This window comes from Bacteroides zhangwenhongii (assembly GCF_009193325.2).
Classification (GTDB): Bacteria; Bacteroidota; Bacteroidia; order Bacteroidales; family Bacteroidaceae; genus Bacteroides; species Bacteroides zhangwenhongii.
The window spans coordinates 3,411,274-3,435,752 of record NZ_CP059856.1 but is presented as its reverse complement, the minus strand read 5'-3'; the positions used below and the strand labels follow the sequence as shown (position 1 = coordinate 3,435,752).

The following is a 24,479-nucleotide window of genomic DNA, read 5'->3' as shown; positions in this document are numbered from 1 at the left end:
GCGATGAAGACTGTTTTAATACACTTGTCTGAAAATAAAGAACTAAAACGTTATTTTTGTTTGTTGATAACAGGGCTTTTATGTTTTGCAGTATATGCACAGGAGCGGGCTCATGTTGTTATTGTGGCCGGACAGTCTAATACCGATGGGAGGGTGCCTGTCTCGGACTTGCCGGAATATATCAGGAGTATGGGAATAGATAGTACCGGTTTCACGAAAGGGGCTTATAAATATTGCAAAATCTCACAGAATCGTGTGGATGGAAAATTTGTTCCTTTTTGGCCTCGTCGTAATCGTTGGGGCTATGATGCTGTTACCTATTATCTGTTGGAACAGTTGTATCAAAAAGACTTTTACGTAATAAAGTGGGCAGTAGGAGGCACGTCAATAACACCAGAGAATACAAGTTCTCGTGGAGGACACTGGTCTGCTGACCCGGCATGGTTAGCGCAAAATACTCCTACTGCGAAAAAAGGAAAATCGTTGCTCCTTTCGTTTGCCCAGCAAATAAGTAATAGTATAACAAAGACGCTGTCTCGCTTGCCGGAAGGTTACCACATTGATGCTTTCCTCTGGCATCAAGGAGAAAGTGATTCGGATTATGGTCCGGATTATTACGATAATCTGAAAAATGTACTGGCTTATGTACGTACTCATCTCACCCGGAAAACCGGTGAGGATTATTCGGAACTGCCTTTCATCTTCGGTTCTGTAGCCAAATCGAACAAACGTTATAATGCTGAGGTAGAAGCAGCGATGAAACGGTTGGCTTCGGAGGATAAGAATGCCTATCTGGTAGATATGTCGAAAGCTACTTTACTGAAAGACAGGCTTCATTTTGATAAAACATCTGCCGAGTATCTAGGGAGACAAATGTATGAGACAATGCTGCGGGTTTCTTCCGCGAACGTAACCGTTGCACAACCGCCATTTGATATTGACTTATGGGAGCAAGGATTACCTAATTCGAATGGTAAAGAAACGGAAGGGTACGATGATAAAAAGCATAATTATAAACCTTCTATCAGAGTTTTTCTTCCTGTCTCGAAGAAACCGGTAAAAGCAATTCTAATTTGTCCCGGAGGTGGATATGATCACTTGGCAATGAAAGATGAGGGGTACGACTGGGCTTTATACTTTAATAAACGGAATATGGCAGCAATCGTATTGAAATATAGGATGCCGAATGGCAATCCGGAAGTACCTGTCTCGGATGCTTGTGAAGCAATGCGTTATATTAGAGCACATGCTGAAGAATGGAATATTATTCCGGATAGTATCGGAGTAATGGGGTCATCCGCAGGCGGGCATTTAGCCTCTACTATTGCCACCCACGCTTCAGCCAAATTGCGCCCGGCTTTTCAAATTCTTCTTTATCCGGTAATTACAATGGAAGAAAAAAATGCGCATAAGGGATCAAAGAAGCAATTTCTGGGAGAAAATCCGGATGAGAAACTGGTGAAAAGATATAGTAATGAGTTACAGGTAGATAAAAGAACTCCGGGTGCATTTATTGCACTGTCAGGTGACGATCAAAGTGTGAAACCTATTCACTCGGAGAATTATCACAAGGCATTGAGAAGGTTGGGAATTGCTTCGGAAATGCATATTTACAGTAGCGGGAAGCATGGTTGGGGATACAACAAAAGACCATTTGCTCAACGTGCTGAAATGATGGAGGATCTGGAAAACTGGCTAATGACTTTATAAATGTGTATAAATAAGCTCAATTTAAAGATTATAGGTATTGTTTGGATATACAGGAAAGGGTGGATATAGAGGTTTTTAGGTTGTTTGATAATTGGGATAGTCTGGACCGGGGAATATGGATTTGTTTTATTTCCGGTTCGGACTAATTTTATTATTCCAAAATTCTTCGCTATTTTTGTTAGACATTTATTATTAATCTTGAAATCTATGATGAAGAAAAGATTCCTGTTCGCTTTTATTTTGTTTCTAATCTCTGTTCTTAATACCTATGCGGGTATTGAATTACGTTCCCGCCAGATGAAAACGAGTGATGGATTGCCCAGTAACTCCGTACGGTATATGTACCAGGATAGCAAAGGCTTCTTGTGGCTTGGCACATTGAACGGATTAAGCCGCTATGACGGTAATTCTTTTCTGACTTTCCAACCGGGAAATGATGGGAAGCCATCGTTGGCAGATAACCGGATCTTTAATATCACCGAAGATAAACATGGTTTTCTGTGGATGGGAACTACTGTTCGTCTGTATAGCTGCTATGATCTGCAGAAGGCGTGTTTTGTAGAATATATGGAACCGGAGGATCAGGACCGGAATTATTCGAAACTATTCCTGGCTTCTTGTGGAGATGTCTGGTTGTGGCATCCGGATAACGGAGTTAGAAGAGTTATACATCAAGAAGAGGGGATATTGACTTCTACTGTATTTAAGACGGAAGCGGGAAACTTACCGGATAATCGGGTGAACTTTGTACGCGAGGATAATGACGGACGTATTTGGATCGGCACGAAACGGGGGTTGGCTTTGGTCGTAGACGGTGAGGTTAAGATCGTAGACCGTGCCTTACATTTTGTCTCTATGCTGGCTAATGGGGATAGAGTTTATTTCCTTACAGAAAATGGAGATATTTATTCTTATCAGGAAAAGACTCAGGAACTGCTGAAACAAGCTGCACTTTCTGCGGTTGCCGGAAAGATGTCTCTTACGGATGATTTTCGTATTAAAGATAAATGGGTGATACTTACCAGTACGGGGGTGTATAATTATGATCTCGTAAAATATACGTTGACTCCTGACACTCATTTGGATATAAAAAAAGGAGAAGTGATTTGTGACAATCGTGGAGACTACTGGATTTATAACCGCACGGGATGTGTTCATTACATTTCCGCAGCCACCGGTAAAGTGAAATCTTTTCAGTTTATACCGGAGGATAAACTCGACCATATTGATTTTGAACGCTATCATATTGTTCATGATTCTCGAGGAATCATTTGGATCTCGACTTATGGAAACGGGCTGTTTGCTTATGATCCTATTGAAGACAAGCTGGAACATTTTGCAGCAGGTATTACTGAAAACAGTTATATCAATTCTGATTTCCTGTTGTTTGTTATGGAGGACCGGGCAGGAGGAATATGGGTGAGTTCCGAATATTCGGGAGTAGCCCGCATTTCGGTTTTGAATGAAGGGACTACCCGTATTTATCCGGAAAGTCCGGAGCTGTTCGACCGTTCTAATGCTATACGTATGATAGAGGAAATGCCGAATGGTGATATCGGAATTACTACTCGTAAAGGTGGTCTTTTTACTTATGATGCGTATTTCAACCGGAAGATGGATAAAACCTATTACCAATCGAACATTTATGCGATGGAGAAGGATGCCGGAGGAAAGCTTTGGATGGGAACACGTGGCGAAGGACTGAAGATAGGAGAGGATTGGTATAGGCATGATAAGCTGGATCTTACGACACTATCCAACAATAATATATTTGCTATTTGTCGGGATGCTAAGGACCGGATGTGGATCGGGACATTTGGGGGCGGGCTTGATCTGGCGGAGCCTGCTTCGGAGGGTACCTATAAGTTCCGGCATTTTTTTCAGGGGAGATATGGGGTACAGATGGTCCGTGCATTTCAGGAAGATAAGAATGGGATGATATGGATGGGAACTAGTGAGGGGATTTGTATCTTCCATCCGGATTCTTTAATTGCCGACCCTGAAAATTATCATTGGTTCAGCCATACGAACGGAAAGTTTTGTAGTAATGAGATAAAATGTATTTTTCAAGATAGTAAGGGACGGATATGGACCGGAACTTCGGGGATGGGGCTTAATCTCTGCCAACCGGAAGATAACTATAATGTACTGAGATATGAACATTATGGAGTAAATGAAGGGCTGGTCAATAATGTAGTCCAGTCCATTCTGGAGGATAAGCATGGAAAACTCTGGATTGCAACTGAATATGGAATCTCCAAGTTTGATCCGGATACGAAGTCGTTCGACAACTACTTCTTCTCTTCGTATACATTGAGTAATGTATATAGTGAGAATTGTGCATACGTGGGGGCGGATGGCAGATTGCTGTTCGGTACGAATTACGGACTGACTATTATTGATCCCGAGCAGATAAAAAGCAATGAATCCTTCTTGCCGGTGGTTCTTACGGATTTATATGTCAATGGGATTCAAGTAGTTCCCGGAACTACGGACTCTCCATTAACACATTCGCTGGCTTACTCCGACAGAATGGAACTTAAATATTTTCAGAATTCTTTCCTGATAGACTTCTCTACCTTCGATTATTCTGATAGCGGACAGGCTAAATATATGTATTGGCTTGAAAACTACGACAAGGAATGGAGTGCTCCTTCCTCACTTAATTTTGCTTCCTATAAATATCTGAATCCCGGAACGTATATCCTGCATGTGAAGTCTTGCAATGAGGCTGGTATTTGGAATGATAAGGAGACAACTCTGACTATTGTGATCAAGCCTCCGTTCTGGAAAACAGGATGGGCTTTCCTCTGTTATGCTTTGTTGGTCATGGTCGCTCTGTACTTTACTTACCGGGTTGTCCGTAATTTCAGCCGTTTGCGAAATCGTATCAGTGTGGAGAAACAGTTGACTGAGTACAAACTGGTCTTTTTTACAAATATTTCTCATGAGTTCCGCACTCCGCTTACGTTGATTCAAGGTGCGTTGGAACGGATACAGCGTATCAGTGATATCCCTAAAGAATTGGTGCATCCTTTAAAGACGATGGATAAGAGTACGCAGCGTATGTTGAGGCTGATTAATCAATTATTGGAATTCCGCAAAATGCAGAATAATAAATTGGCTTTGTCGTTGGAAGAGACAGATGTGGTAGCTTTTCTTTATGAGATTTTCCTGAGTTTTGGTGATATAGCCGAACAGAAGAAGATGGATTTCCGGTTTAATCCTTCTGTTCCTTCCTATAAGATGTTTATTGATAAGGGAAATCTGGATAAGGTGACTTATAACCTGTTGTCGAATGCCTTTAAATATACTCCTTCCAATGGGTGTATTGTTTTATCCGTCACTGTGGATGAAGTGAAGAAAATGCTACAGATACAGGTTTCGGATACCGGAGTTGGAATACCTAAAGAAAAACAGGCTGAGTTGTTCAAACGTTTTATGCAAAGCAGTTTCTCTGGCGACAGTATCGGTGTAGGACTACATCTGACTCATGAATTGGTGCAGGTTCATAAGGGAACAATCAAGTATGCGGATAACGAGGGTGGTGGCTCTGTATTCACTGTCTCTGTTCCGACGGACAAATCAGTCTATGAAGAAAAAGATTTTCTTGTTGCGAATAATGCGTTGCTGAGAGAAGCCAATGCACATGATGTCCATTGGGCAGGGGGGAACGATTTCGGGGAGGAAGAACGTGAACTGCAGGAGTTTGGGAAAGTAGAAAATCCGTTGAATAAACGGAAGATATTGATAATAGAGGATGATAATGATATCCGCCAGTTCTTGAAAGAGGAGATCGGGGCTTATTTTGAAGTAGAAGTGGCTGCCGACGGTACATCCGGTTTCGAGAAGGCACGTTCCTATGATGCAGATCTGATTATCTGCGATGTTCTAATGCCAGGAATGACAGGCTTTGAGGTCACAAAGAAGTTGAAGTCGGACTTTGATACGAGTCATATTCCCATTATTCTGCTGACTGCTTTGAGTTCGCCGGAGAAATATCTGGAAGGTATAGAGTCCGGTGCGGATGCTTATATTCCTAAACCGTTCAGCATTAAGTTACTGTTGGCACGTGTATTCCAATTGATCGAACAGCGTGACAAGCTGCGTGAGAAGTACTTGAATGAGCCGGGAATTATGCGTCCGGCAGTCTGTTCTACAGACAGGGATAAGGAATTTGCCGATCGTCTGAATCTTGTTTTGGAGAAACATCTTTCCCGACCGGAACTGACTATTGATGAATTTGCTTCACTAATGAAGATGGGGCGTACCGCATTTTACAAGAAAATACGAGGGGTAACCGGTTATGCTCCTAACGAATACTTGCGTATCATCCGTATGAAAAAGGCTGCGGAACTGTTGCTTTCCGGTGAAAATTTGACAGTGGCTGAGGTTTCCTATCGGGTAGGTATCGATGATCCGTTCTATTTTAGCAGACGTTTTAAGATGCAATTCGGAGTCTCACCTTCTATATATCAGCGTGGTGCGAAGAATAATTCTTCTTCAGAAGAGCAACCTTTATAAATTATCCTGTATCTTTGTACGCAGAAAATAATTGTAAATATGAAGATAGAAGATAAACTTGTAGCGTCCGTCATCAACGGACTCAAAGCACTCTACGGTCAGGAAGTCCCTGAAAAGATGGTGCAGTTGCAAAAAACGAAGAAAGAATTTGAAGGACATCTGACTCTGGTCGTGTTCCCTTTCCTGAAAATGTCAAGAAAAGGACCGGAGCAGACAGCCCAGGAGATCGGTGAGTATCTGAAAGCCAACGAACCGGCTGTAGCTGCTTTTAATGTGATAAAAGGGTTCTTGAACCTGACTATTGCGTCGGCTACATGGATTGAGTTGCTCAATGAGATTCAAGCCGATGAACAGTACGGGTTGGTGCAGGCTACCGAGACTTCTCCATTGGTGATGATTGAGTATTCTTCTCCGAATACGAACAAACCGCTTCACTTGGGACATGTGCGCAATAACCTTTTAGGTAACGCATTGGCTAACATTGTGGCTGCGAACGGCAATAAGGTGGTTAAAACCAATATTGTAAACGACCGTGGTATCCATATCTGTAAATCCATGTTGGCATGGAAGAAATACGGAAACGGTGAAACACCTGAGACTTCGGGCAAGAAGGGCGATCATCTAGTGGGTGACTACTATGTATCTTTCGATAAGCATTATAAAGCCGAAGTGAAGGAACTGATGGCTCAATTTACAGCTCAGGGGATGAACGATGAAGAAGCGAAGGCGAAAGCCGAAGCGGAATCTCCGTTGATGCAGGAAGCCCGTGAGATGTTGGTGAAGTGGGAAGCCGGTGACCCGGAAGTACGCGGATTGTGGGAGATGATGAACAACTGGGTATATGCAGGATTTGATGAGACTTACAAGATGATGGGTGTCGGCTTCGACAAGATATATTATGAATCCAATACTTACCTCGAAGGAAAAGAGAAGGTGATGGAAGGGCTCGAGAAGGGTTTCTTCTTCAAGAAAGAAGATGGTTCAGTATGGGCGGACCTGACTGCCGAAGGATTGGATCACAAACTGCTTCTTCGTGGTGACGGAACTTCTGTCTACATGACGCAGGATATTGGTACGGCCAAACTTCGTTTCGCTGATTATCCGATTGACAAGATGATTTACGTTGTGGGTAATGAGCAGAATTATCACTTCCAGGTACTTTCTATCTTGCTCGATAAATTGGGTTTTGAGTGGGGAAAGAGTCTGGTGCATTTCTCTTACGGAATGGTGGAATTGCCGGAAGGTAAGATGAAATCCCGTGAGGGTACAGTAGTGGATGCCGACGATTTGATGGAAGAGATGATCGCTACCGCTAAAGAAACTTCACAGGAACTTGGCAAGTTGGATGGCTTGACACAGGAAGAAGCGGATGATATCGCCCGTATTGTGGGGCTGGGTGCTTTGAAATACTTTATTCTCAAGGTTGATGCCCGTAAGAATATGACATTCAATCCGAAAGAATCCATTGATTTCAATGGTAATACAGGACCGTTCATACAATATACCTACGCGCGTATCCAATCGGTTCTGCGGAAAGCGGCCGAATCCGGCATTGTTGTTCCCGAACAAATCCCGGCAGGAATCGAATTGAGTGAAAAGGAAGAAGGACTGATTCAGATGGTAGCTGATTTTGCAGCCGTTGTGAAGCAGGCCGGTGAAGATTACAGCCCGTCTATTATTGCCAACTATACATACGATTTGGTGAAAGAATATAATCAGTTCTATCATGACTTCAGCATTTTACGTGAAGAGAATGAAGCGGTGAAAGTATTCCGTATCGCTCTTTCTGCCAATGTGGCTAAAGTCGTTCGTTTAGGAATGGGACTGCTGGGTATTGAAGTTCCTGCCAGAATGTAATATTCTCTTGAACAATATGTTATAAACGGAAAAAGGTGTTGCTCTGATAATCATTGCAACACCTTTTTTCCGTTTATTTTTTCTTTGGAGCCGTTTTCTTTTTCTTGGTTGTACCAGGCTCTTTTTCGTTCTGTGCCTTGATTAGTTCCAAGCAACTTTTCAATGTCAAATCCTGTGGAACAATATCTTTGGGAATCTTATAGTTGGAACCTTTGTAAGTGATATAAGGTCCGTAACGTCCGTTCAGAATTTCAAGTTCCGGTTCTTCTTCAAACTTCTTGAGGTGACGTTCCATCTCCTTCTGGCGTTTTTCCAGAATTAGTTGCTCCGCTTCTTCCAAAGTGATGGTCATCGGATCGGCTGCTTTCGGCAGAGATACATATACCTTGTTATGTAAAACATAAGGACCGAAACGCCCCACACCCACACTTACTGTTTTTCCTTCGTATTCGCCTAATGTACGGGGTAATTTGAACAATTCCAGTGCCTCTTCCAATGTAATGGTTTCCATAGACTGCCCTTTCTTCATTTGCGCAAAGCGAGGCTTTTCTTCATCATCTGCCGTGCCGATCTGTGCGACAGGACCGAAACGTCCAATCTTAACTGAAACAGGTTTGCCACTTACCGGATCTTCGCCCAATATGCGTTCTCCTACCTTATGTTCAGTCTTGATAGCCAGAGTGTTTTCTACAGACGGGTGGAACTTATCATAAAAAGTTTTCATGATGGAAGTCCATTGCGCTTCTCCTTCTGCAATTTCGTCAAATTCCTTTTCTACACTGGCTGTGAAGTTGTAATCCAGAATGTTCGGGAAATATTCAGTGAGGAAATCATTGACTACGATACCTGTGTCCGTAGGAAATAATTTCGCTTTTTCCGCACCGGTTATTTCAGTATGATTTTCGTCTTTAATCTGATTTTCTCTCAGGGTTAATACGTTGAACAGGCGTTCTTCCCCATCTTTGTTTCCTTTCTCCACATATTCACGTTGTTGGATAGTAGAAATTGTCGGAGCGTACGTAGACGGACGTCCGATACCCAATTCTTCCAGTTTGCGCACAAGACTTGCTTCCGTGTAGCGTGGCGGGCGTTGAGTGAACCGTTCGGTTGCGATGATAGGGCCGTATTCCAGTCGCTGGCCTTTTTTCAAAGGAGGTAATAAGCGGCTTTCATCTTCCTGTTCATTGTCATCATCGTAGGACTCACGGTATACATGCAGGAATCCGTCGAACTTGATCACTTCGCCGGTAGCTGTGAATACATCTTTGTTACCGCTTATGCTGATTGTAGCAGTTGTCTTTTCCAGCTCCGCATCTGCCATCTGGGAAGCGATGGTACGTTTCCATATCAAGTCGTACAATTTCTTTTCCTGTGCTGACCCTTCGATGGATTGGTTTTCCATATAGGTAGGGCGGATAGCCTCATGAGCTTCCTGTGCACCTTTGGTCTTTGTCTCAAAGTGACGGGGATGTACGTAGTTTTCTCCCATCATTTTAATGATAGCCTCTTTGCTTCCTATTGTTGCAAAATCCGAAAGGTTGACAGAGTCTGTACGCATATAAGTGATAAATCCCGATTCGTACAGGCGTTGTGCAAGCATCATGGTCTGCGCAACGGTGTATCCCAATTTACGTGCAGCTTCCTGTTGCAATGTAGAAGTGGTGAACGGTGCAGGAGGTGTTTTCTTTACCGGACGGGTAGTGATATCTTCGATTGTAAAAGTGGCTCCCTGACAAGCTTCGAGGAAAGCTTTTGCTTCTTCTTTCGTCTTGATGCGACGTGTCAGTTCCGCTTTCATCTCCACCGACTTGCCATCTGTGTCTGGAACGAGGAATATGGCGGTGACGCGATAAGCGGCTTCTGTCTTGAAGGCATGTATTTCACGTTCACGCTCTACAATCAGACGAACAGCAACCGACTGAACACGTCCGGCAGAGAGGGCCGGTTTTACTTTTCTCCAAAGTACAGGTGAAAGTTCGAAACCTACGATACGGTCCAGAATCCGTCGTGCCTGTTGTGCATTTACGAGGTTGAGATCAATATCGCGTGGTTGTTCGATCGCTTTTAAGATTGCGCTCTTTGTAATTTCATGAAATACGATTCGTTTGGTGTTTTCAGGTTTTAGTTTTAAGACTTCGTACAGATGCCAGGCAATAGCCTCCCCCTCGCGGTCCTCATCGGATGCGAGCCATACGGTTTCTGCGCTTTTTGCTTCTGCTTTCAGTGTACTAACCAGAGCCTTTTTGTCTGCCGGAATTTCGTAGTCGGGTTTGAAGTCCTTCTTTACGTCAATGCTGAATTCTTTTTTCTTCAGATCGCGTATATGTCCATAACTTGAAAGGACCTTGAAATCTTTCCCAAGAAACTTCTCGATCGTTTTTGCTTTTGCCGGAGACTCGACAATGACAAGGTTTTTCTGCATAATTCTTTCTTTTAGAATGGCTTGTACCATAATATTTGGGGACAAAAGTAAAAAAAAAGATTCTCCTTACCTTATATTATAAGGAGAATTTAATAAAATCTTAAGATTTATGCTCTGAGGGAATTTTAAGATTGCTTGTTTATTCCGTTATTGACGAGTGTTCCAAATTGGTTGCTAGATGAAATTATATATTAGTTAGTATGGATAAATGCTATATATTCTACGTATATTTGTCACGTTACTAAGTGGGTTTTCGTTTGACAGTTGTCAAGCGATAGTTCAACAGATGTAAATCTATCACTTGACAACTGTCAAACGAAAATAGGATAGTAGACTGAATAAATAATATATAGGAAGAGCGAAATAGCCTTTCTTTAATTAAAGACTTGTTGGTAATGAGCGTGAATTATGATCTTTATGAAACTCCGAATCCGGACAAGAATGGAGAAGAGTTGCCTTTACATGCACGTGTAGTGTTGAAGGGAAGTTATACAGCCGAAGAATTTGTAGAACAAGTGACTACGCTTCAGCATATGCCCCATGCGCAGGTGGTGGGTATCATAGAGGCTATATCAAAAGAATTGAGGCATTTGCTTTTAAAAGGATTCTCTATTGAATTAGGGGATATCGGTTATTTTAGCCTTTCGTTGGGTGTTGACAAGAAGGTGAAGGAGGCAAAAGAATTGCGTTCGCCGTCTATATCTCTGAAAGATATTAATTTTCGTGTGAATCGCCAATTTAAGAAGGATATTGAGAGTGGTCTTGAATTACAGCGTTATCATTCACCCTTTCGTGTGAAAAATCCGTTGCCAGAGGAAAAGTGCCTGCAACGGTTAGAAAGGTTTCTAAAAGAGCACCCATGCATTAATCGGCAGGATTATGCCCTGCTCGTTGGAAAAACGAAAACACAGGCATTGCAGGATATTAATGCTTTCATCGAACAAGGTGTCTTGAAGAAGTATGGAGTGGGGCGTTCGGTAGTATATATAAAGGTATAGTAAATCATTTTATTGGATATATATACTTGATATTAAACATTTTCTGCTTACCTTTGTTTGCATGAAAAAAGATAACGAGAAAGGAGACGAGTCTATGGCAAGTAATTATATTCGTTTCGATTGGGCTATGAAGCGCTTATTGCGTAATAAAGCCAATTTTGCAGTTCTTGAGGGCTTTTTGACAACACTTCTCAATGAGAAAATTGTTATTCAGAAGTTGTTGGAAAGCGAAAGCAATCAAGAGGACGAGTTTGACAAGTATAATCGGGTAGATATGCTTGCCGAAAACTCTAAGGGAGAGCTTATTCTGATCGAAGTTCAGAATAATAATGAGTACGCTTATTTTCAACGTATGCTGTTCGGCACTTCCAAGTTGGTGACCGAATACATTAATCGTGGAGAAGGCTATGATAAAGTACGTAAAATATATAGTATCAATATTGTCTATTTTTCATTAGGTAGCGGAAAGGATACAGTTTATCACGGAAAAACGGAGTTCAGAGGTATTCATCAGAATGATGTGCTGGAGTTGACTCCTTTTCAGAGACAAACGTTCAAGGTAGATGCTGTGAGTCAACTTTATCCGGAATATTATATATTGAAAGTGAATGATTTCAATCAGGTAGCCAAGAGCCCGTTGGAAGAATGGATATGTTATTTGAATACAGGTGATATCCCCGATAGCGCCACAGCACCGGGACTGGAGGAGGCTCGCGAGCGATTGAAACTTGACAAAATGACGAAAACCGAACTTGAAGCTTATTATCGGCATTTGGATAATATTGTAATATTGAGAGATAATATATTTACGGAACGTGCAGAGGGTCGTGCAGAGGGTCGTGCAGAGGGTCGTGCAGAGGGTCGTGCAGAAGGACTTGAAGAAGGGCTTGCGAAAGGACGTGAGGAGGAAAAGAAAGAAATGGCACGAAATATGAAGTCTTTGAATATACCTCTTGATACTATCTCACAGGTAACTGGTCTGACAATAGAAGAAATACGTGATTTGAAAATTTAGTTATCATTGATGGCTTTTCTTATAAATTTAGTGTGTCTTATCTGAATTATCCTGATTTTATATCAGGACGATTGGGATGCTCTCTTGTTTGGATATATATTGCACGGAAACAAAGGCAATCAGATTTATATTTTCTATGGTGGATTTGTTATAAGGATAACAAAATAATTGAAGATTGTTTTGGTTTGTAAAGAGGGTGTCAAAACTAAAATGACCACTCTAAAAAGTTACAGATTGTAACTAACAATTATAAAAGAGCCATATCAAACTCTGTTTTTGAGTAATGATATGGCTCTTTTCATCATTGATTTAGGGAGTCAAGTTTCAGATTAAAAGTTGTCCTTTCATCAAATTACGTTTTGACACCCTCTTTTCCTTTATCTTAGAACCGGAAACTCAGTCCTCCTAAGAAGTTGAATCCTTCGGCGGGATAGCCCAAATAATATTGATATTTCTTGTTCAGCAGGTTATGTACTTGCGCATAAATGGATACTCCTTTGAATACATTATAGCTGGCTCCGATATGCAGATCGCTAATATCTGACATATTGAAAGATGTTGCTTCCTCCTTGCGGCTGATGTAATCAAAACCGGCATTCAGTTGGAGTGCAGAGGTGGGATGTACGTTGAGAGAGATGGATGCTTCATTTTCAGGCTTTACGGCAAGTAGATATTCGTTATTGTCACTGTTCCAGTTGCGGTATATGTAATGGGCGGACAGGGACAGTACATCTTTGTAGTCATAAGTTAATTTTATGCCGACATAGACATTATCGGTGTGTATTTGTGTGAAAGCGAGCATGGTACTTACTGTTCCGATGCTTGTATCGGACAAGCTTGAATAGGAGTAAAGCAAGTCATTCTTTAAATTCTGGTATCCACCGAACAGTTGGAACCATATACCTGGATAGGGGCTGGCTTTCAGTCCTAGACTAGCGTTCAGTTGTTCATACGTGTCATAAGGACGGCGGTTGCTTGATTCGGCAGATGTTGTTGAAAAGTAAGAGTCTCCGTATGGACAAAGGCTTTCCAGCCTTCGGAAATCATTCAGTTTCTTACCGCCAGTTGCTTTTGCATAAACAATGTAACTATCAGAGAATATGTATTGTGCAGTGACATCCGGTGAAATACGGAATGACTTGTCGAATCCGAAAGATAAATCTATATTGGCTCCGATGTGTAATTTCCAATCGTCATTATTCAACTCATAATATGGATTCACAAGTAGAGTCGTATAGTTCTTGAAATATTCATCTCCCGTAGATGGGTTCTTAGTGTATCCACTGTATAAAAGATTATTCATTTCCAATGCGATAGTAACGGATTGTTGATCGTTGATGGCTCCTGTGACATCACCTTTGGTGCGTATGATTGTTTCCTTGATGGCTGTATTTGCATCATTTTCACTGATCATATTGTGTTGGCGTTCGTACATCAACAGGTTCGTTTCTGCATTGAAACGCAGTGGTGCAGTCTCATCAATGAAATGAATACCCGCATGGAAGTCACCGGAGGTGAATTTCTGCTTGCTGTTGACGCTTCCCGGCAGGAAGTTGAAGTTGCTTAGCCCGAAGTTTCCTGCAATATTCAAGTCTAATTTATTGAACTGGTGCGTATAATCCACATTGGCACGTGTGCGGTAGTAGAAAGCATTCCATTTTTCGCCGTCTGTGTAAGGGAGAGTCAACTTCCCATCCATACCGTCCATTTGAAAACGTACATTCAGCTTGTCTTTCTTCGACAGACGGAATAGATAATTGGCGAGGATGTCCAGATTGCCTAAATTGCCGTAACCGGCACGTACATATCCGGGGGCGCTTCCGGGTTGTATTTCTTTTCCGGTATAAGGATTCATCAACCCTGCCGGAACGGAAGTTGCCGGAAAGAATGTAGTGGCATATTCCACTTCTTTTTTGCTGACAGTCGGTTCTTCGACTTTAGGCAGGACGTTCACTTTGGAAGCATCCGTGATGTCCGGATTGTATTCTTGTTCCACAACGACGGTACGATTCATGGTCGTATCTTTCGGCTGTGTCGTTTGGGCTAGGAGATGGGATGGCATGGAGATTGCCAATGTGATTCCACCTATTATATAAAAAGATCGTTTCATTTTAGTTTTATATTTTAGTTCTCAACTTTCAATTTTTAACTTTCAATTTGCTCAGTCTGCTTTCGATCATAGTTGCGATGTCATCGTTGCCTTGATAATTCTGTTGCAGACTCAACAGGTATTGGCGTGCATCCAAGTTTTTGCCCATGGCGGCATATACATCGGACAAAAGGACAAAACTGCGTGCCAGCCAATAAGCGTGTGGTGTACTTTGCTCTATGTAGTTGAGAAGTTCTTTCTCGGCGGCGTTGTATTCTTTTGCATCGTAAAGCGATTGTGCCACCAGATATTTGGCTTCAGCTCCATATGCATTACGTGTATCTTTGGCTAACTCACGCAAATCATCCACAGCTTTTTTATCGGCTTTCTGCTTGGTATATGCTTTGGCGCGATAATAAAGGGCTTCGTTTCTTAGCTCCGGACTAAGTTTGGCTTCTGCCAGCAAGTCGGTAGCGGCATGAATTGTTTCGATGTCGTCTCTCAGTAGAAAAGCGCAACGAAGTACTCCGGTTTCAGCAAGCTGGCGGCGTTCCACATTAGTTGCTTTCTCTTTCAGCATTTTATAGCTGGTCAAAGCGTCTGCAGTCTGTTGCTGATTGAACTGTACTTCGGCACGAAGAATAAGAGCTTCTTCTGCAAATGGGTTGTTAGGGTATTCCAATAGCTTTCCGGAATGGATAAGAATCATATCATAGTTCTTCTGTTCGCTTCCGATCAAGCAAAGATAGTAATGTGCGTTCAAGCTGAAAGCTCCTTCCGGGAAAGTCTGCAAGTATTTGTTGAAACTTGTTTTTGCTTCTTCCAGTCGTCCCCGCATATAGATTTTTTCTGCGGCAGTATATGTCAGAGAGTCCTGCTCATTGGCATCGAAGCGGATATGTCCCGGCATGGCATTGGCAAGAGCAGCAAATTCATCGATGCGGTTGAGATCTACATAGATCGATTTTAGATCGCGCATAGCCATCCGGGCTTCTTCACTGCCCGGATATTTTTCGATAACTTGTTTATAGGCTTCGATTGCCTGGTTGTAATCATCCTTTTGATAATACAGCAAACCGATTTCTGCAGCGGCTTTTCTGCTGACAGGGCTTTCCGGATATTTGTTCATTAGTTCTTTAAAGGAAGTAATAGCCTGGTTATTGTTATCCATCAGCACATACGACCGTCCTTTTTCATAAATGGCATTCACAGCGTATGGAGAAGCCGGATATTTTCCTACCAGGCGGTTCAGTAGGGTGATTTTGCCGGAATAATCTTTCTGTAGCCCGGACACAAGAGCCAATTGATAGAAAGAATAGTCTCCGGAGGGAGTATTCATTTGTTCGGCTTGTGAATAATAATGCTTGGCCTCTTCGAAATTGCGTACGTGTAGGTAACAGTCGCCGACACGGTTGTAGGCATCGGCAAGTGCGGTTGTATTTTCTCCTTTCTCCAGCCGGATATATTTTTGGAAGTAGTTACTTGCCTGGGAATAATCTTTTCGGTGAAAAGCGATGTATCCTAAATTGTAATTGGCAAGTGCATACGTTTCGTTGTTGGGTTGGGTTGTCAGTTGCAGATATGCATTGAAGTCACGTGCGGCTTCCGTCATACGGTTGAGGCGATAGTAGGATTCTCCGCACCAATAATACGCGTCTGCTTTCGTCTGACGGTTGTATTGTCCGATAGCTATGGATTGATTCAGGTATTTCAAGGCTTGTTCAAAGTTGGCATTGGCGAAGGACTGTGTACCTAACTGAAACAATATTTTCTGTTTGGCTTCCAATATTTGCGCACTTGGCTTGGCTATCCGGTCGATGGATTTCAGGGCTGCATCATAACTGCGGGTATTCATGTAAACTTCTACCAAATAGCTGCTGACTTTTTCAGCGTAAGGAGAAGTCGGGAATTCATTCAGGAACTTCTCGAAGGCAGTGACGGATTCGCCGAAAGCGGAGAAGGAAGTTTCATGCAGGCAAAGAGCGTAATTGTAGGCTGCCTGTTCCTTGATTTGCATATTAGCACTGGAGGCGGCTGCCTGTTCGAAAGCCATGCGGGCTTTGCTTTTTTCTGCCAGTTGCAGATAAGAGAGCCCCATGTGGAGGTATGCATTTTGAGTAAGGGCATCATTGGCAGTTGTGACCTTGCCTAATGTTTCGGCTGCTTTGGAATAGACTTTCGTTTGATAGTAGGAGAGCCCTAACATATAAAGAGCATCGCGGCGTGGAGCCGAATGATCTTTGTTCAGGTAATTGTTGAATGCTTCTACAGCTTGGTGATATTGTCCGAAGTGATAGTAGGCATCTCCCAGAATGCGATACATCTCTGCGGCATGCTCGTTATTTGGATAAACTGATAAATAATTCTGAGCTACAATCTGTGCCTTATCATAATTTTTTAGCTGTGCATAAATTTCGGCAATGTAGTAGGGGACAAGTGCCTTGTACTTCGAATCGTCCTGTAACGGTAGGAAACCTTTCAGTGCTTCGTTATAGCGTTTTTGCGTATAGCGGATATAAGAGAGAGAATAATCACAGTCTTTGGCATATTTAGGACTGTTGGCGCGCAATGTTTCAAACCAAATTGCTGCTTCTCGCAGATTATCGGTTTTTAGATAACAGGTAGCCAATTGGTAAGTGCAGTCATCCCGTTCCTCATTACCCAGTAGACCGAGGTCGGCAGAGTTGAAGAGTGCCAGTGCTTCGTCGTATTTTCCTTCATAGAAATAGCAGGAGGCTAATAGTGCATAAATACGGTTGGCGTAAGGAGTGTCCGGATAGCGGTCGAGATACTTGCGCAGGATTTCGATCCGGTTCTTGTCTTTCAGTTCATAAGCGGAACTGGCCAGCATGTATTCTGCGTCTTGAAGAAGGCTGGCGGCTGGCTTTTGTTTTACAAATGCTTTCAGTGCCGGCAGGGCGGCTGCATAATTTTTTTCCTGGAAAAGTTCTTTCCCTTCTTTATAAAGGTTGTCGGTCGAAGTGAACTTATCACTTGTCTGAGCAAATCCTATAATAGGTGTGCAGCAGATAGCCGCACAAATGAGTCTAGTAATTTCTTTTTTCATAATCGGGTGTTTATGCAAAAGTACTACATATCTTTCAATGAGAATCCTTTGAAAGTTATTTTATAATCATTTAATTCTTTATGTAAAGTTTCTCCTTTCTTTTCCAATGCCGGGATACTTATTTTTCTCGAATTTCTTTTTACTTCTCCGATAAGTGCTGTTTTGTTAAACCGGTTGAGGGCAATCAGGTCTATTTCATTTTCTCCGTTTTTGTCCCAATAGTTACCTACGTCGGTAACTTCTTCTTCTTCAGCGATACGTTCACGGAAATATTTTTCTAACAGTAGGCCGCTGTATTGTTCGTAGTTCTTTTCTACATATTTTATCAGTAAATGGTTTTTCCCCATTTCCAGTACTGCGTTGTTTGGGAAGATGAAGCGAAACCAGAATCGTAGAAAATTGTCTTGCAGGCAATAACGGGTAGCACGACTATTAGGTTTAGCGAACATCGGCTTCACTTTTTTGATTAATGAATATTCATCCTCAAGGTTGGCTAAATAGGAACCAGTGTTTTTATTGATGATGGAATCAATCTCTCGTTGTGTTGTTTTTCCTTCCGCAATGAGAGATAGGATAGAAAAATAATTGGCATAGTCTTTCCCGAACTCGGAAATCAACATGTCTTTGCCTTCTGTCAGAAATGGTGAGCCTTCGGAAAGCGCATAATTTATCATGGCATTTTTATTAAATGCTTTCGCTTCCATCAATAGGGTGATGTATTTGGCTACTCCACCTGTCAGCAAATACAGGCAAAGCAAATCTTCCGATGTGAATTGAGGGGCATGGTCTGCCAGAATCTCTTTGATGACGGTGGTGGTGAATGGATGCAGAGAAATTCGGGCGGTAAGGCGTCCGTATAGTGGCTCCTTGCGGTCTTCGAATATTCTTTTCATCATTGAATAAACGGAACCGCATACAATGAAATTGATTCTGGAAGTTGCGTGATATTGATCCCAGATACGTTGTATGTCGCTGACGATAGACGGATTGATATAGAGAAATTCTTGAAATTCGTCAATGATTAATGTGAAATTTTCCTTTTGGGAATGTTGCATCAGTAGTTCAAAGAGTTGTGCGAACTCTCTGATTTCTCCATAGATACGAATGCCAAGTGTTTCCTCAATGACAGGTTGATATTGTGCGCAAAGCAGGACTTCACTCTTTCTTGCTACAAATATATATACGAATCGGGTGTCTTTGACAGCCTCTAAGAGTAGAGCTGTTTTTCCGATTCGTCGGCGTCCGGTCATTACAGTAAAGCAAGCGCTCGTTTGTGATTGCTCTTTAGCTGCATACAGTATCGCCATTTCTTTCTTTCGGTCGTAGAACTTCATATTATTGCTATCTTAATGGCGGTTAATTTAATGGCCATTAAATTAATGGTGGTTACAAAGATAACACAATATGTTGTATTTTGTTCATTTATAGTGATATAATTGTTTAAGGTTGTGTGATCAACTGCTCTGATGATAAAAAGATATGTATTATATTAGACTGATAGAATAATTTTAGCGGTATTGAGCTAGAAACAAGATAAGTCCTCGCCGGATAGAATCCAGTCCGAAATCTTCCGGATGAATCTCGGAGAGAGGTAGGAAGAAAGAATCTGCTACATCATCCATGGCGGAGAAATGGCTCATGTCTTCTACAGTGCAGAGGAAAAACATATCGAGTGTGTGTACAGGAAAACCTGAATAAATATAAATATTGGGAAGTGTGAACTGGTAAACGGCTTTTTTAACTTTCAGCCCTGTTTCTTCCAGTACTTCGCGGGCAACACCTTCTTCGCCTGTTTCATTCATATCGATGAATCCGCCGGGTAGGTCGAGAGTCCCTTTGGCTGGCTCTTTGGCACGTCGGCAGACAAGCAGTTCATTTTTCTCATTCAAGATGAGTGCTACTGTAGCAGCAGAAGGATTGAAATAATAGACAAAGCCGCAATCTGCACATTTTTTAGATTTCTCGTTGTTGACCTCAAAATGAGAGGAACCACATTCAGGGCAATATAGGAACTGGGCAAGAGGATGTTTCATTATTATGAAGTGCTTTATAGGAATTAAAAATTGTTTGACCACAAAAATATGAAAAAATAGTGAAGCTTTTCTTTTATTTTTTGCTAAAACTTGGGATATGTTTATGAAATGTAAATTTCTTTTTTTAATTTCTATCGCACTTCAGTTCTGTTTACAATTGGATAGATCATAGCAAACTCCGTAATTAAGCTATATTTGTTATAATATGTAACATTATACGGAGTTGTTATCTGTTTGTATTTGGTTTTTAATGTAAATAAAAATGATGCTAAATAATTGTGGGTTAGCCTATCTCTGTTAACTTCTTGAATGAAACTGCATAGTTAAAATATAATAAATAAGTGTGCGCTTTGAATAGTTGAATTGAATAAGTATTATATTTGCTGTATCGTTTTAGCAAAGATACAAAAATAAAAAGAAAGAAGAAATATAGTGCTTGCTATTTTTTTTACTTGTTATGCTAAAACGAATTAGCTAGTCTGATGCTTGAAATGGAAGGTGAATGCTTATGAATTCTATTGCTGAAGAAAAGATTTATTGAGTCTATTGGAAGTGTTTATGGGGTTCTCTATTAATTGTGATTTATTCACATTCTTATTTCGTTTAGTAATTCACTATCATTGAGCGTACAAAGTGTTATAAAAACGTTGTTTATTAAATAAAACTTGATTTATTCTTTACCTTAATATAATAATATGGATAAACGAAAAAAAATAACTCTTAGTGATGTTGCGGCTGAATTGAATATTTCTTCTACTGTCGTATCTATGGTTTTGAATGGTAGAGCGAAGAAATATAGGATAAGTGAGGCTGTCGAACAGAATGTGAGACGGAAGGCGAAAGAGATGGGATATCAACCCAATGGCTTGGCCCAAGGTCTACGAACTGGGAAAACACGTACAATAGGGTTGATTCTTGGAGATGTTTCCAATCCGTTTTTTTCTAAAATAGCCTCTTGTGTGGAAAAAGAGGCTGCCAGATATAATTATCAAGTGATGTTTGCAAGTTCTGATGAATCTTCGGAAAAGTTTGAGAGAGCGGCACAGATGTTTTTGTCAAAACAAGTGGATGGGCTAATTGTAGCTCCGACAGAAAATAGCGAAAAAATCATAATGGATATTGTGAAGAATAGAAAGCCTGTAGTGTTGATTGACCGTATAGTGAAAGAGGTGCCAGTTGATTATGTGCAGATTGATAATAAAGACGCGACTTACAGGTTGACGAACCTGATTATTGATCAAGGATTTAAAAAGATTGCTTACATGACGGTCACTCATACTTTGTCCAACTTTCAGGAGCGATATCTTGGATTTAAGCAGGCGCTTGATGAACATAATATACCTTTTGATTCTTCTTTGTTCTATGAAGTTGATTTCTTTAATTTTCAAAAGAGTGTAAGAGAAGGGGTTTATCAGTTTTTACGCATGGGGATTGACGCAATTTATTGTGCGTCGAATCGTATCGGGACTCAGGTGCTGATTGCTCTTAAAGAAAGAAATACAACATTGACGGAACATTTCACGGTGGTTAGTTTTGATAATCCGGATGAATTCAAGTTAGCTTATTGTCCAGTTTCCTGTGTGGAACAGCCTATTCCCGAAATAAGTGAAAAAGCGGTTGAAATATTGATGAAAAAAATAAATAAGGAAAGCGATGAACTTATGCAGGTGATTATTCCTGCCCGTATTGTCATTAAATAACAAAATATTAATAAATTATTTTTTTTCTAGCTATGAATTGCAAGATGAATGCTCCTTTGTCGGGGATTATTCCCCCCTTGGTGACTCCTTTATTGGACGATGATGTACTTGATGTTGAAGGTCTGAACAGATTGATAGAACATTTGATAGCAGGTGGCGTACATGCTCTTTTTGTATTGGGTACTACTGGCGAAGCCCAAAGTCTAAGCTATAAATTGAGAGTGGAGATGATAAAGAATACATGTCGGATAACGAAAGGGCGTTTACCGGTATTGGTATGTATCTCGGACACTTCAATTGTGGAAAGTGTAAACTTGGCTCGTATTGCAGCAGACAATGGAGCGGATGCTGTAGTTTCTGCGCCTCCTTACTATTTTGCCGCAGGGCAGCCTGAATTGATCGAGTTTTATGAGAATCTGACACCTCAGTTACCGTTGCCGTTGTTTTTGTACAATATGCCTACCCATACAAAAGTGAATTTCGCACCTGCCACTATTCAGAGGATAGCGGAGGATCCAAGGGTTATTGGTTTTAAAGACAGTTCAGCTAATGCTGTTTATTTTCAGTCCGTAATGTATGCGCTGAAAGAACGTCAGGATTTCTCTATGTTGGTTGGTCCGGAAGAGATTATGGCGGAATCGGTACTTCTCGGTGCTCACGGTGGAGTAAATGGAGGGGCTAACATGTTTCCCGAATTGTATGTGGAGTTATATAATGCCGCAAAAAATACAAATCTGGAAGAACTGAAACGTTTACAGGAAAAAGTTATGCAGATCAGTGCCACTATTTATACAGTAGGACAGCATGGATCCAGCTATTTGAAGGGTTTGAAATGTGCTCTTAATTTATTGGGAATATGTAGTGATTATGTTGCCGCACCTTTTCATAAGTTTGAACAACGCGAAAGGGAGAAGATATGGAAGGCACTTCAGAAATTGGGTATTAATGTAGTACTTAGATAAACCTAGTAAAAAGAACGGCTATGTCTATTCTCGATATTATTATATTTTTATTCTTTACGGGAGGGGTTGTGGTCTTTGGCTGCTCTTTCTTCAACAAGAAACGTTCGTCTGAGGAGTTCACTTCTGCGGGGCGTGCCCTTCCGGGGTGGGTTGTTGGAATGTCTATTTTCGCGACTTATGTAAGCAGTATCAGCTATTTGGCTTATCCGGGTAAAGCATATATGGCGGATTGGAATGCATTCGTATTTAGTCTGTCTATCCCGATCGCTTCCTATTTTGCTGCCAAGTACTTCGTACCCTTCTATCGTTCGATTGGAAGTGTGTCAGCTTATAGCTTTTTGGAGGAACGGTTCGGTCCCTGGGCTCGAATTTATGCTTCTGCTTGTTATCTGTTGACGCAATTTGCCCGGATGGGTTCTATTTTGTATTTACTTGCCCTGCCTATGAACGCGTTATTGGGCTGGGATGTCAAAACGATTATTGTAATAACCAGTATTGCTATTATTGCTTATTCAATGTTGGGCGGTTTGAAAGCTGTAATATGGACAGAAGCTATACAAGGATTTATTTTGATTGGCGGTGCTTTAGCGTGTCTTTGTGTATTGATGTTTAAAATGCCGGAAGGTCCGGCTCAAGTTTTCCGGATTGCAGTTACCGACCATAAATTCAGTTTGGGAAGTTTTGGAAGTAGTTTGACGGAATCTACCTTTTGGGTATGCCTTGTCTATGGGATATTTATTAACCTGCAAAATTACGGAATAGACCAAAACTACGTACAACGCTATCTGACAGCTAAAGATGAGAAACAAGCAAAATTCTCTGCTCTTTTTGGGGGGTATTTGTTTATTCCTGTTTCGGCTGTATTTTTTCTGATAGGTACTGCATTATATGCCTATTATAAGGTATTTCCGGAAACACTTCCAGTAGGGGTGGAAGGGGATGCAGTTTTTCCGTACTTTATAGTTCATGTGCTTCCCACGGGGCTTACCGGATTGTTGATCGCTTCAATTTTTGCTGCGGGAATGAGTACGGTAGCTACAAGCATCACTAGTTCTGCCACAATTATTCTGACTGATTATTATGCCCGCTATGTGAATAGGCAACCGACGGAGAAGCAGTCGGTGAAGGCTTTGTATTTTTTTAATGTCTTGGTAGGGATAATCGGCATTTTTGTGGCATTGGCATTTTTGAATGTAGAAAGTGCATTAGACGCTTGGTGGGCTTTATCTTCTATTTTTAGTGGGGGAATGCTGGGGCTCTTTCTGTTGGGTTATGTTTCAAAAAAGTCCCGCAATGTGGATGCAGTTCTGGGAGTAATCTGTGGCATTTTCGTGGTAGTATGGATGAGCTTGTCTCCTATTTTCTTTACAGATGGTTTTATGGGAGAATATGCAAGTCCTTTCCATGCTAACCTGACGATTGTCTTCGGAACAATTGTAATTTTCTTGGTTGGATTTATCAGTATGCATTTAGTAAAAACGAAGAAATGATGAAAATAATTTATCTGATATTGATAGTTGGGTTGCTGTGTGCGTGTAATGTAGCATCCAAAAAAACACAGAATGAGAAAGAAGAGACAATGGAAAGTATAACTTTTAATAAAAATGGTGTACTGACGCCATTTGCAGCTTTACCCGATTCTATGATTGATCGGGTGGTATGGGAAAAACACTATCGGAAGTATCCCGAACGCTGGGAACAAGCTTTTAATTTTTTGGTTCATACCAATTTGGACAGTTTGCCTTTGGGGCGTATAGACTTGAGTGATGATATTTATATCACGATTAGTGAATATCGAACTAAAGAACCGGAGGATGCACTTTATGAAGTACATAAAAAATACATTGATGTACAGTATTTGATTTCCGGTAGTGAATATATCGGTATTCTGCGGGACACTGCTTTATTGAAAGAAATGCAGTCGTATGATGAGGAGAAAGATATCGCTTTTTATGCTTCTGACGGTGGTATACAGAGAAAAGCCACTCCGGAAAACTTTTTTATTTTTTTCCCTCAGGATGCGCACCGCCCATGTGTGAAGGATATGAAACAGGCAATGGTGAAAAAACTGGTAGTTAAAATAAAAGTCGATTAAATATAAA

The 24,479-nt window shown here is 41.2% G+C and carries 14 protein-coding genes; 9 read left to right on the top strand and 5 right to left on the bottom strand.

Annotated elements, in window-relative coordinates; genetic code table 11:
- The first annotated feature begins 3 nt into the window (after positions 1 to 3).
- The 3 genes from GD630_RS21360 to argS all read left to right on the top strand — a co-directional run bounded on the left by GD630_RS21360 (position 4) and on the right by argS (position 8,091).
- Complete coding sequence (locus GD630_RS21360) at positions 4 to 1,710, top strand: sialate O-acetylesterase (RefSeq protein ID WP_238482918.1); 1,707 nt, start codon at positions 4 to 6, stop codon at positions 1,708 to 1,710.
- A 210-nt stretch (positions 1,711 to 1,920) separates the two neighbouring features.
- The gene (locus GD630_RS13890) at positions 1,921 to 6,234 is read left to right on the top strand and encodes a hybrid sensor histidine kinase/response regulator transcription factor (RefSeq protein ID WP_182505772.1); all 4,314 of its coding nucleotides are present in this window, start codon (positions 1,921 to 1,923) and stop codon (positions 6,232 to 6,234) included.
- Positions 6,235 to 6,273: 39 nt separating this feature from the next.
- Positions 6,274 to 8,091: an arginine--tRNA ligase gene (gene argS, locus GD630_RS13885; protein WP_143866163.1), complete on the top strand. Its 1,818-nt coding sequence runs from the start codon at positions 6,274 to 6,276 to the stop codon at positions 8,089 to 8,091.
- A 73-nt stretch (positions 8,092 to 8,164) separates the two neighbouring features.
- Here the strand turns inward: argS and topA are convergent, their stop codons facing one another.
- On the bottom strand, positions 8,165 to 10,513 hold the full coding sequence (gene topA / locus GD630_RS13880) for a type I DNA topoisomerase (RefSeq protein ID WP_143866161.1): 2,349 nt from the start codon (positions 10,511 to 10,513) through the stop codon (positions 8,165 to 8,167).
- 395 nt (positions 10,514 to 10,908) lie between these two features.
- Between topA and GD630_RS13875 the strand changes: the two genes are divergently transcribed.
- Both GD630_RS13875 and GD630_RS13870 read left to right on the top strand, forming a co-directional pair.
- Positions 10,909 to 11,511: an HU family DNA-binding protein gene (locus GD630_RS13875; RefSeq protein WP_143866159.1), complete on the top strand. Its 603-nt coding sequence runs from the start codon at positions 10,909 to 10,911 to the stop codon at positions 11,509 to 11,511.
- Positions 11,512 to 11,572: 61 nt separating this feature from the next.
- A complete protein-coding gene (locus tag GD630_RS13870) occupies positions 11,573 to 12,526 on the top strand; it encodes an Rpn family recombination-promoting nuclease/putative transposase (RefSeq protein ID WP_143866158.1) in 954 nt (317 codons plus the stop codon).
- Between the two features lie 382 nt (positions 12,527 to 12,908).
- On the opposite strand, the gene GD630_RS13865 is transcribed toward GD630_RS13870, so the two are convergent.
- The 4 genes from GD630_RS13865 to GD630_RS13850 all read right to left on the bottom strand — a co-directional run bounded on the left by GD630_RS13865 (position 12,909) and on the right by GD630_RS13850 (position 19,715).
- Complete coding sequence (locus GD630_RS13865) at positions 12,909 to 14,636, bottom strand: TonB-dependent receptor (RefSeq protein WP_143866156.1); 1,728 nt, start codon at positions 14,634 to 14,636, stop codon at positions 12,909 to 12,911.
- Positions 14,637 to 14,664: 28 nt separating this feature from the next.
- Positions 14,665 to 17,682: a tetratricopeptide repeat protein gene (locus GD630_RS13860; protein WP_143866154.1), complete on the bottom strand. Its 3,018-nt coding sequence runs from the start codon at positions 17,680 to 17,682 to the stop codon at positions 14,665 to 14,667.
- Between the two features lie 23 nt (positions 17,683 to 17,705).
- A complete protein-coding gene (locus GD630_RS13855) occupies positions 17,706 to 19,016 on the bottom strand; it encodes an ATP-binding protein (protein ID WP_143866152.1) in 1,311 nt (436 codons plus the stop codon).
- Between the two features lie 174 nt (positions 19,017 to 19,190).
- Positions 19,191 to 19,715: an NUDIX hydrolase gene (locus tag GD630_RS13850; protein WP_143866150.1), complete on the bottom strand. Its 525-nt coding sequence runs from the start codon at positions 19,713 to 19,715 to the stop codon at positions 19,191 to 19,193.
- Between the two features lie 695 nt (positions 19,716 to 20,410).
- Here GD630_RS13850 and GD630_RS13845 point away from each other — a divergent pair.
- From GD630_RS13845 to GD630_RS13830, 4 genes are read left to right on the top strand one after another with little or no spacing between them, the layout of a single operon-like run.
- A complete protein-coding gene (locus GD630_RS13845) occupies positions 20,411 to 21,415 on the top strand; it encodes a LacI family DNA-binding transcriptional regulator (RefSeq protein ID WP_143866149.1) in 1,005 nt (334 codons plus the stop codon).
- A 32-nt stretch (positions 21,416 to 21,447) separates the two neighbouring features.
- Positions 21,448 to 22,377, top strand: a complete 930-nt coding sequence (locus GD630_RS13840; protein ID WP_143866147.1) for a dihydrodipicolinate synthase family protein — start codon at positions 21,448 to 21,450, stop codon at positions 22,375 to 22,377.
- Between the two features lie 20 nt (positions 22,378 to 22,397).
- Positions 22,398 to 23,867: a sodium:solute symporter gene (locus GD630_RS13835; RefSeq protein ID WP_143866145.1), complete on the top strand. Its 1,470-nt coding sequence runs from the start codon at positions 22,398 to 22,400 to the stop codon at positions 23,865 to 23,867.
- Positions 23,864 to 24,472 (top strand): YhcH/YjgK/YiaL family protein, encoded by a 609-nt coding sequence (locus GD630_RS13830; protein ID WP_143866143.1) that lies wholly within the window; start codon positions 23,864 to 23,866, stop codon positions 24,470 to 24,472. Before GD630_RS13835 ends, GD630_RS13830 begins: the two co-directional genes overlap by 4 nt.
- Positions 24,473 to 24,479: the final 7 nt, after the last annotated feature.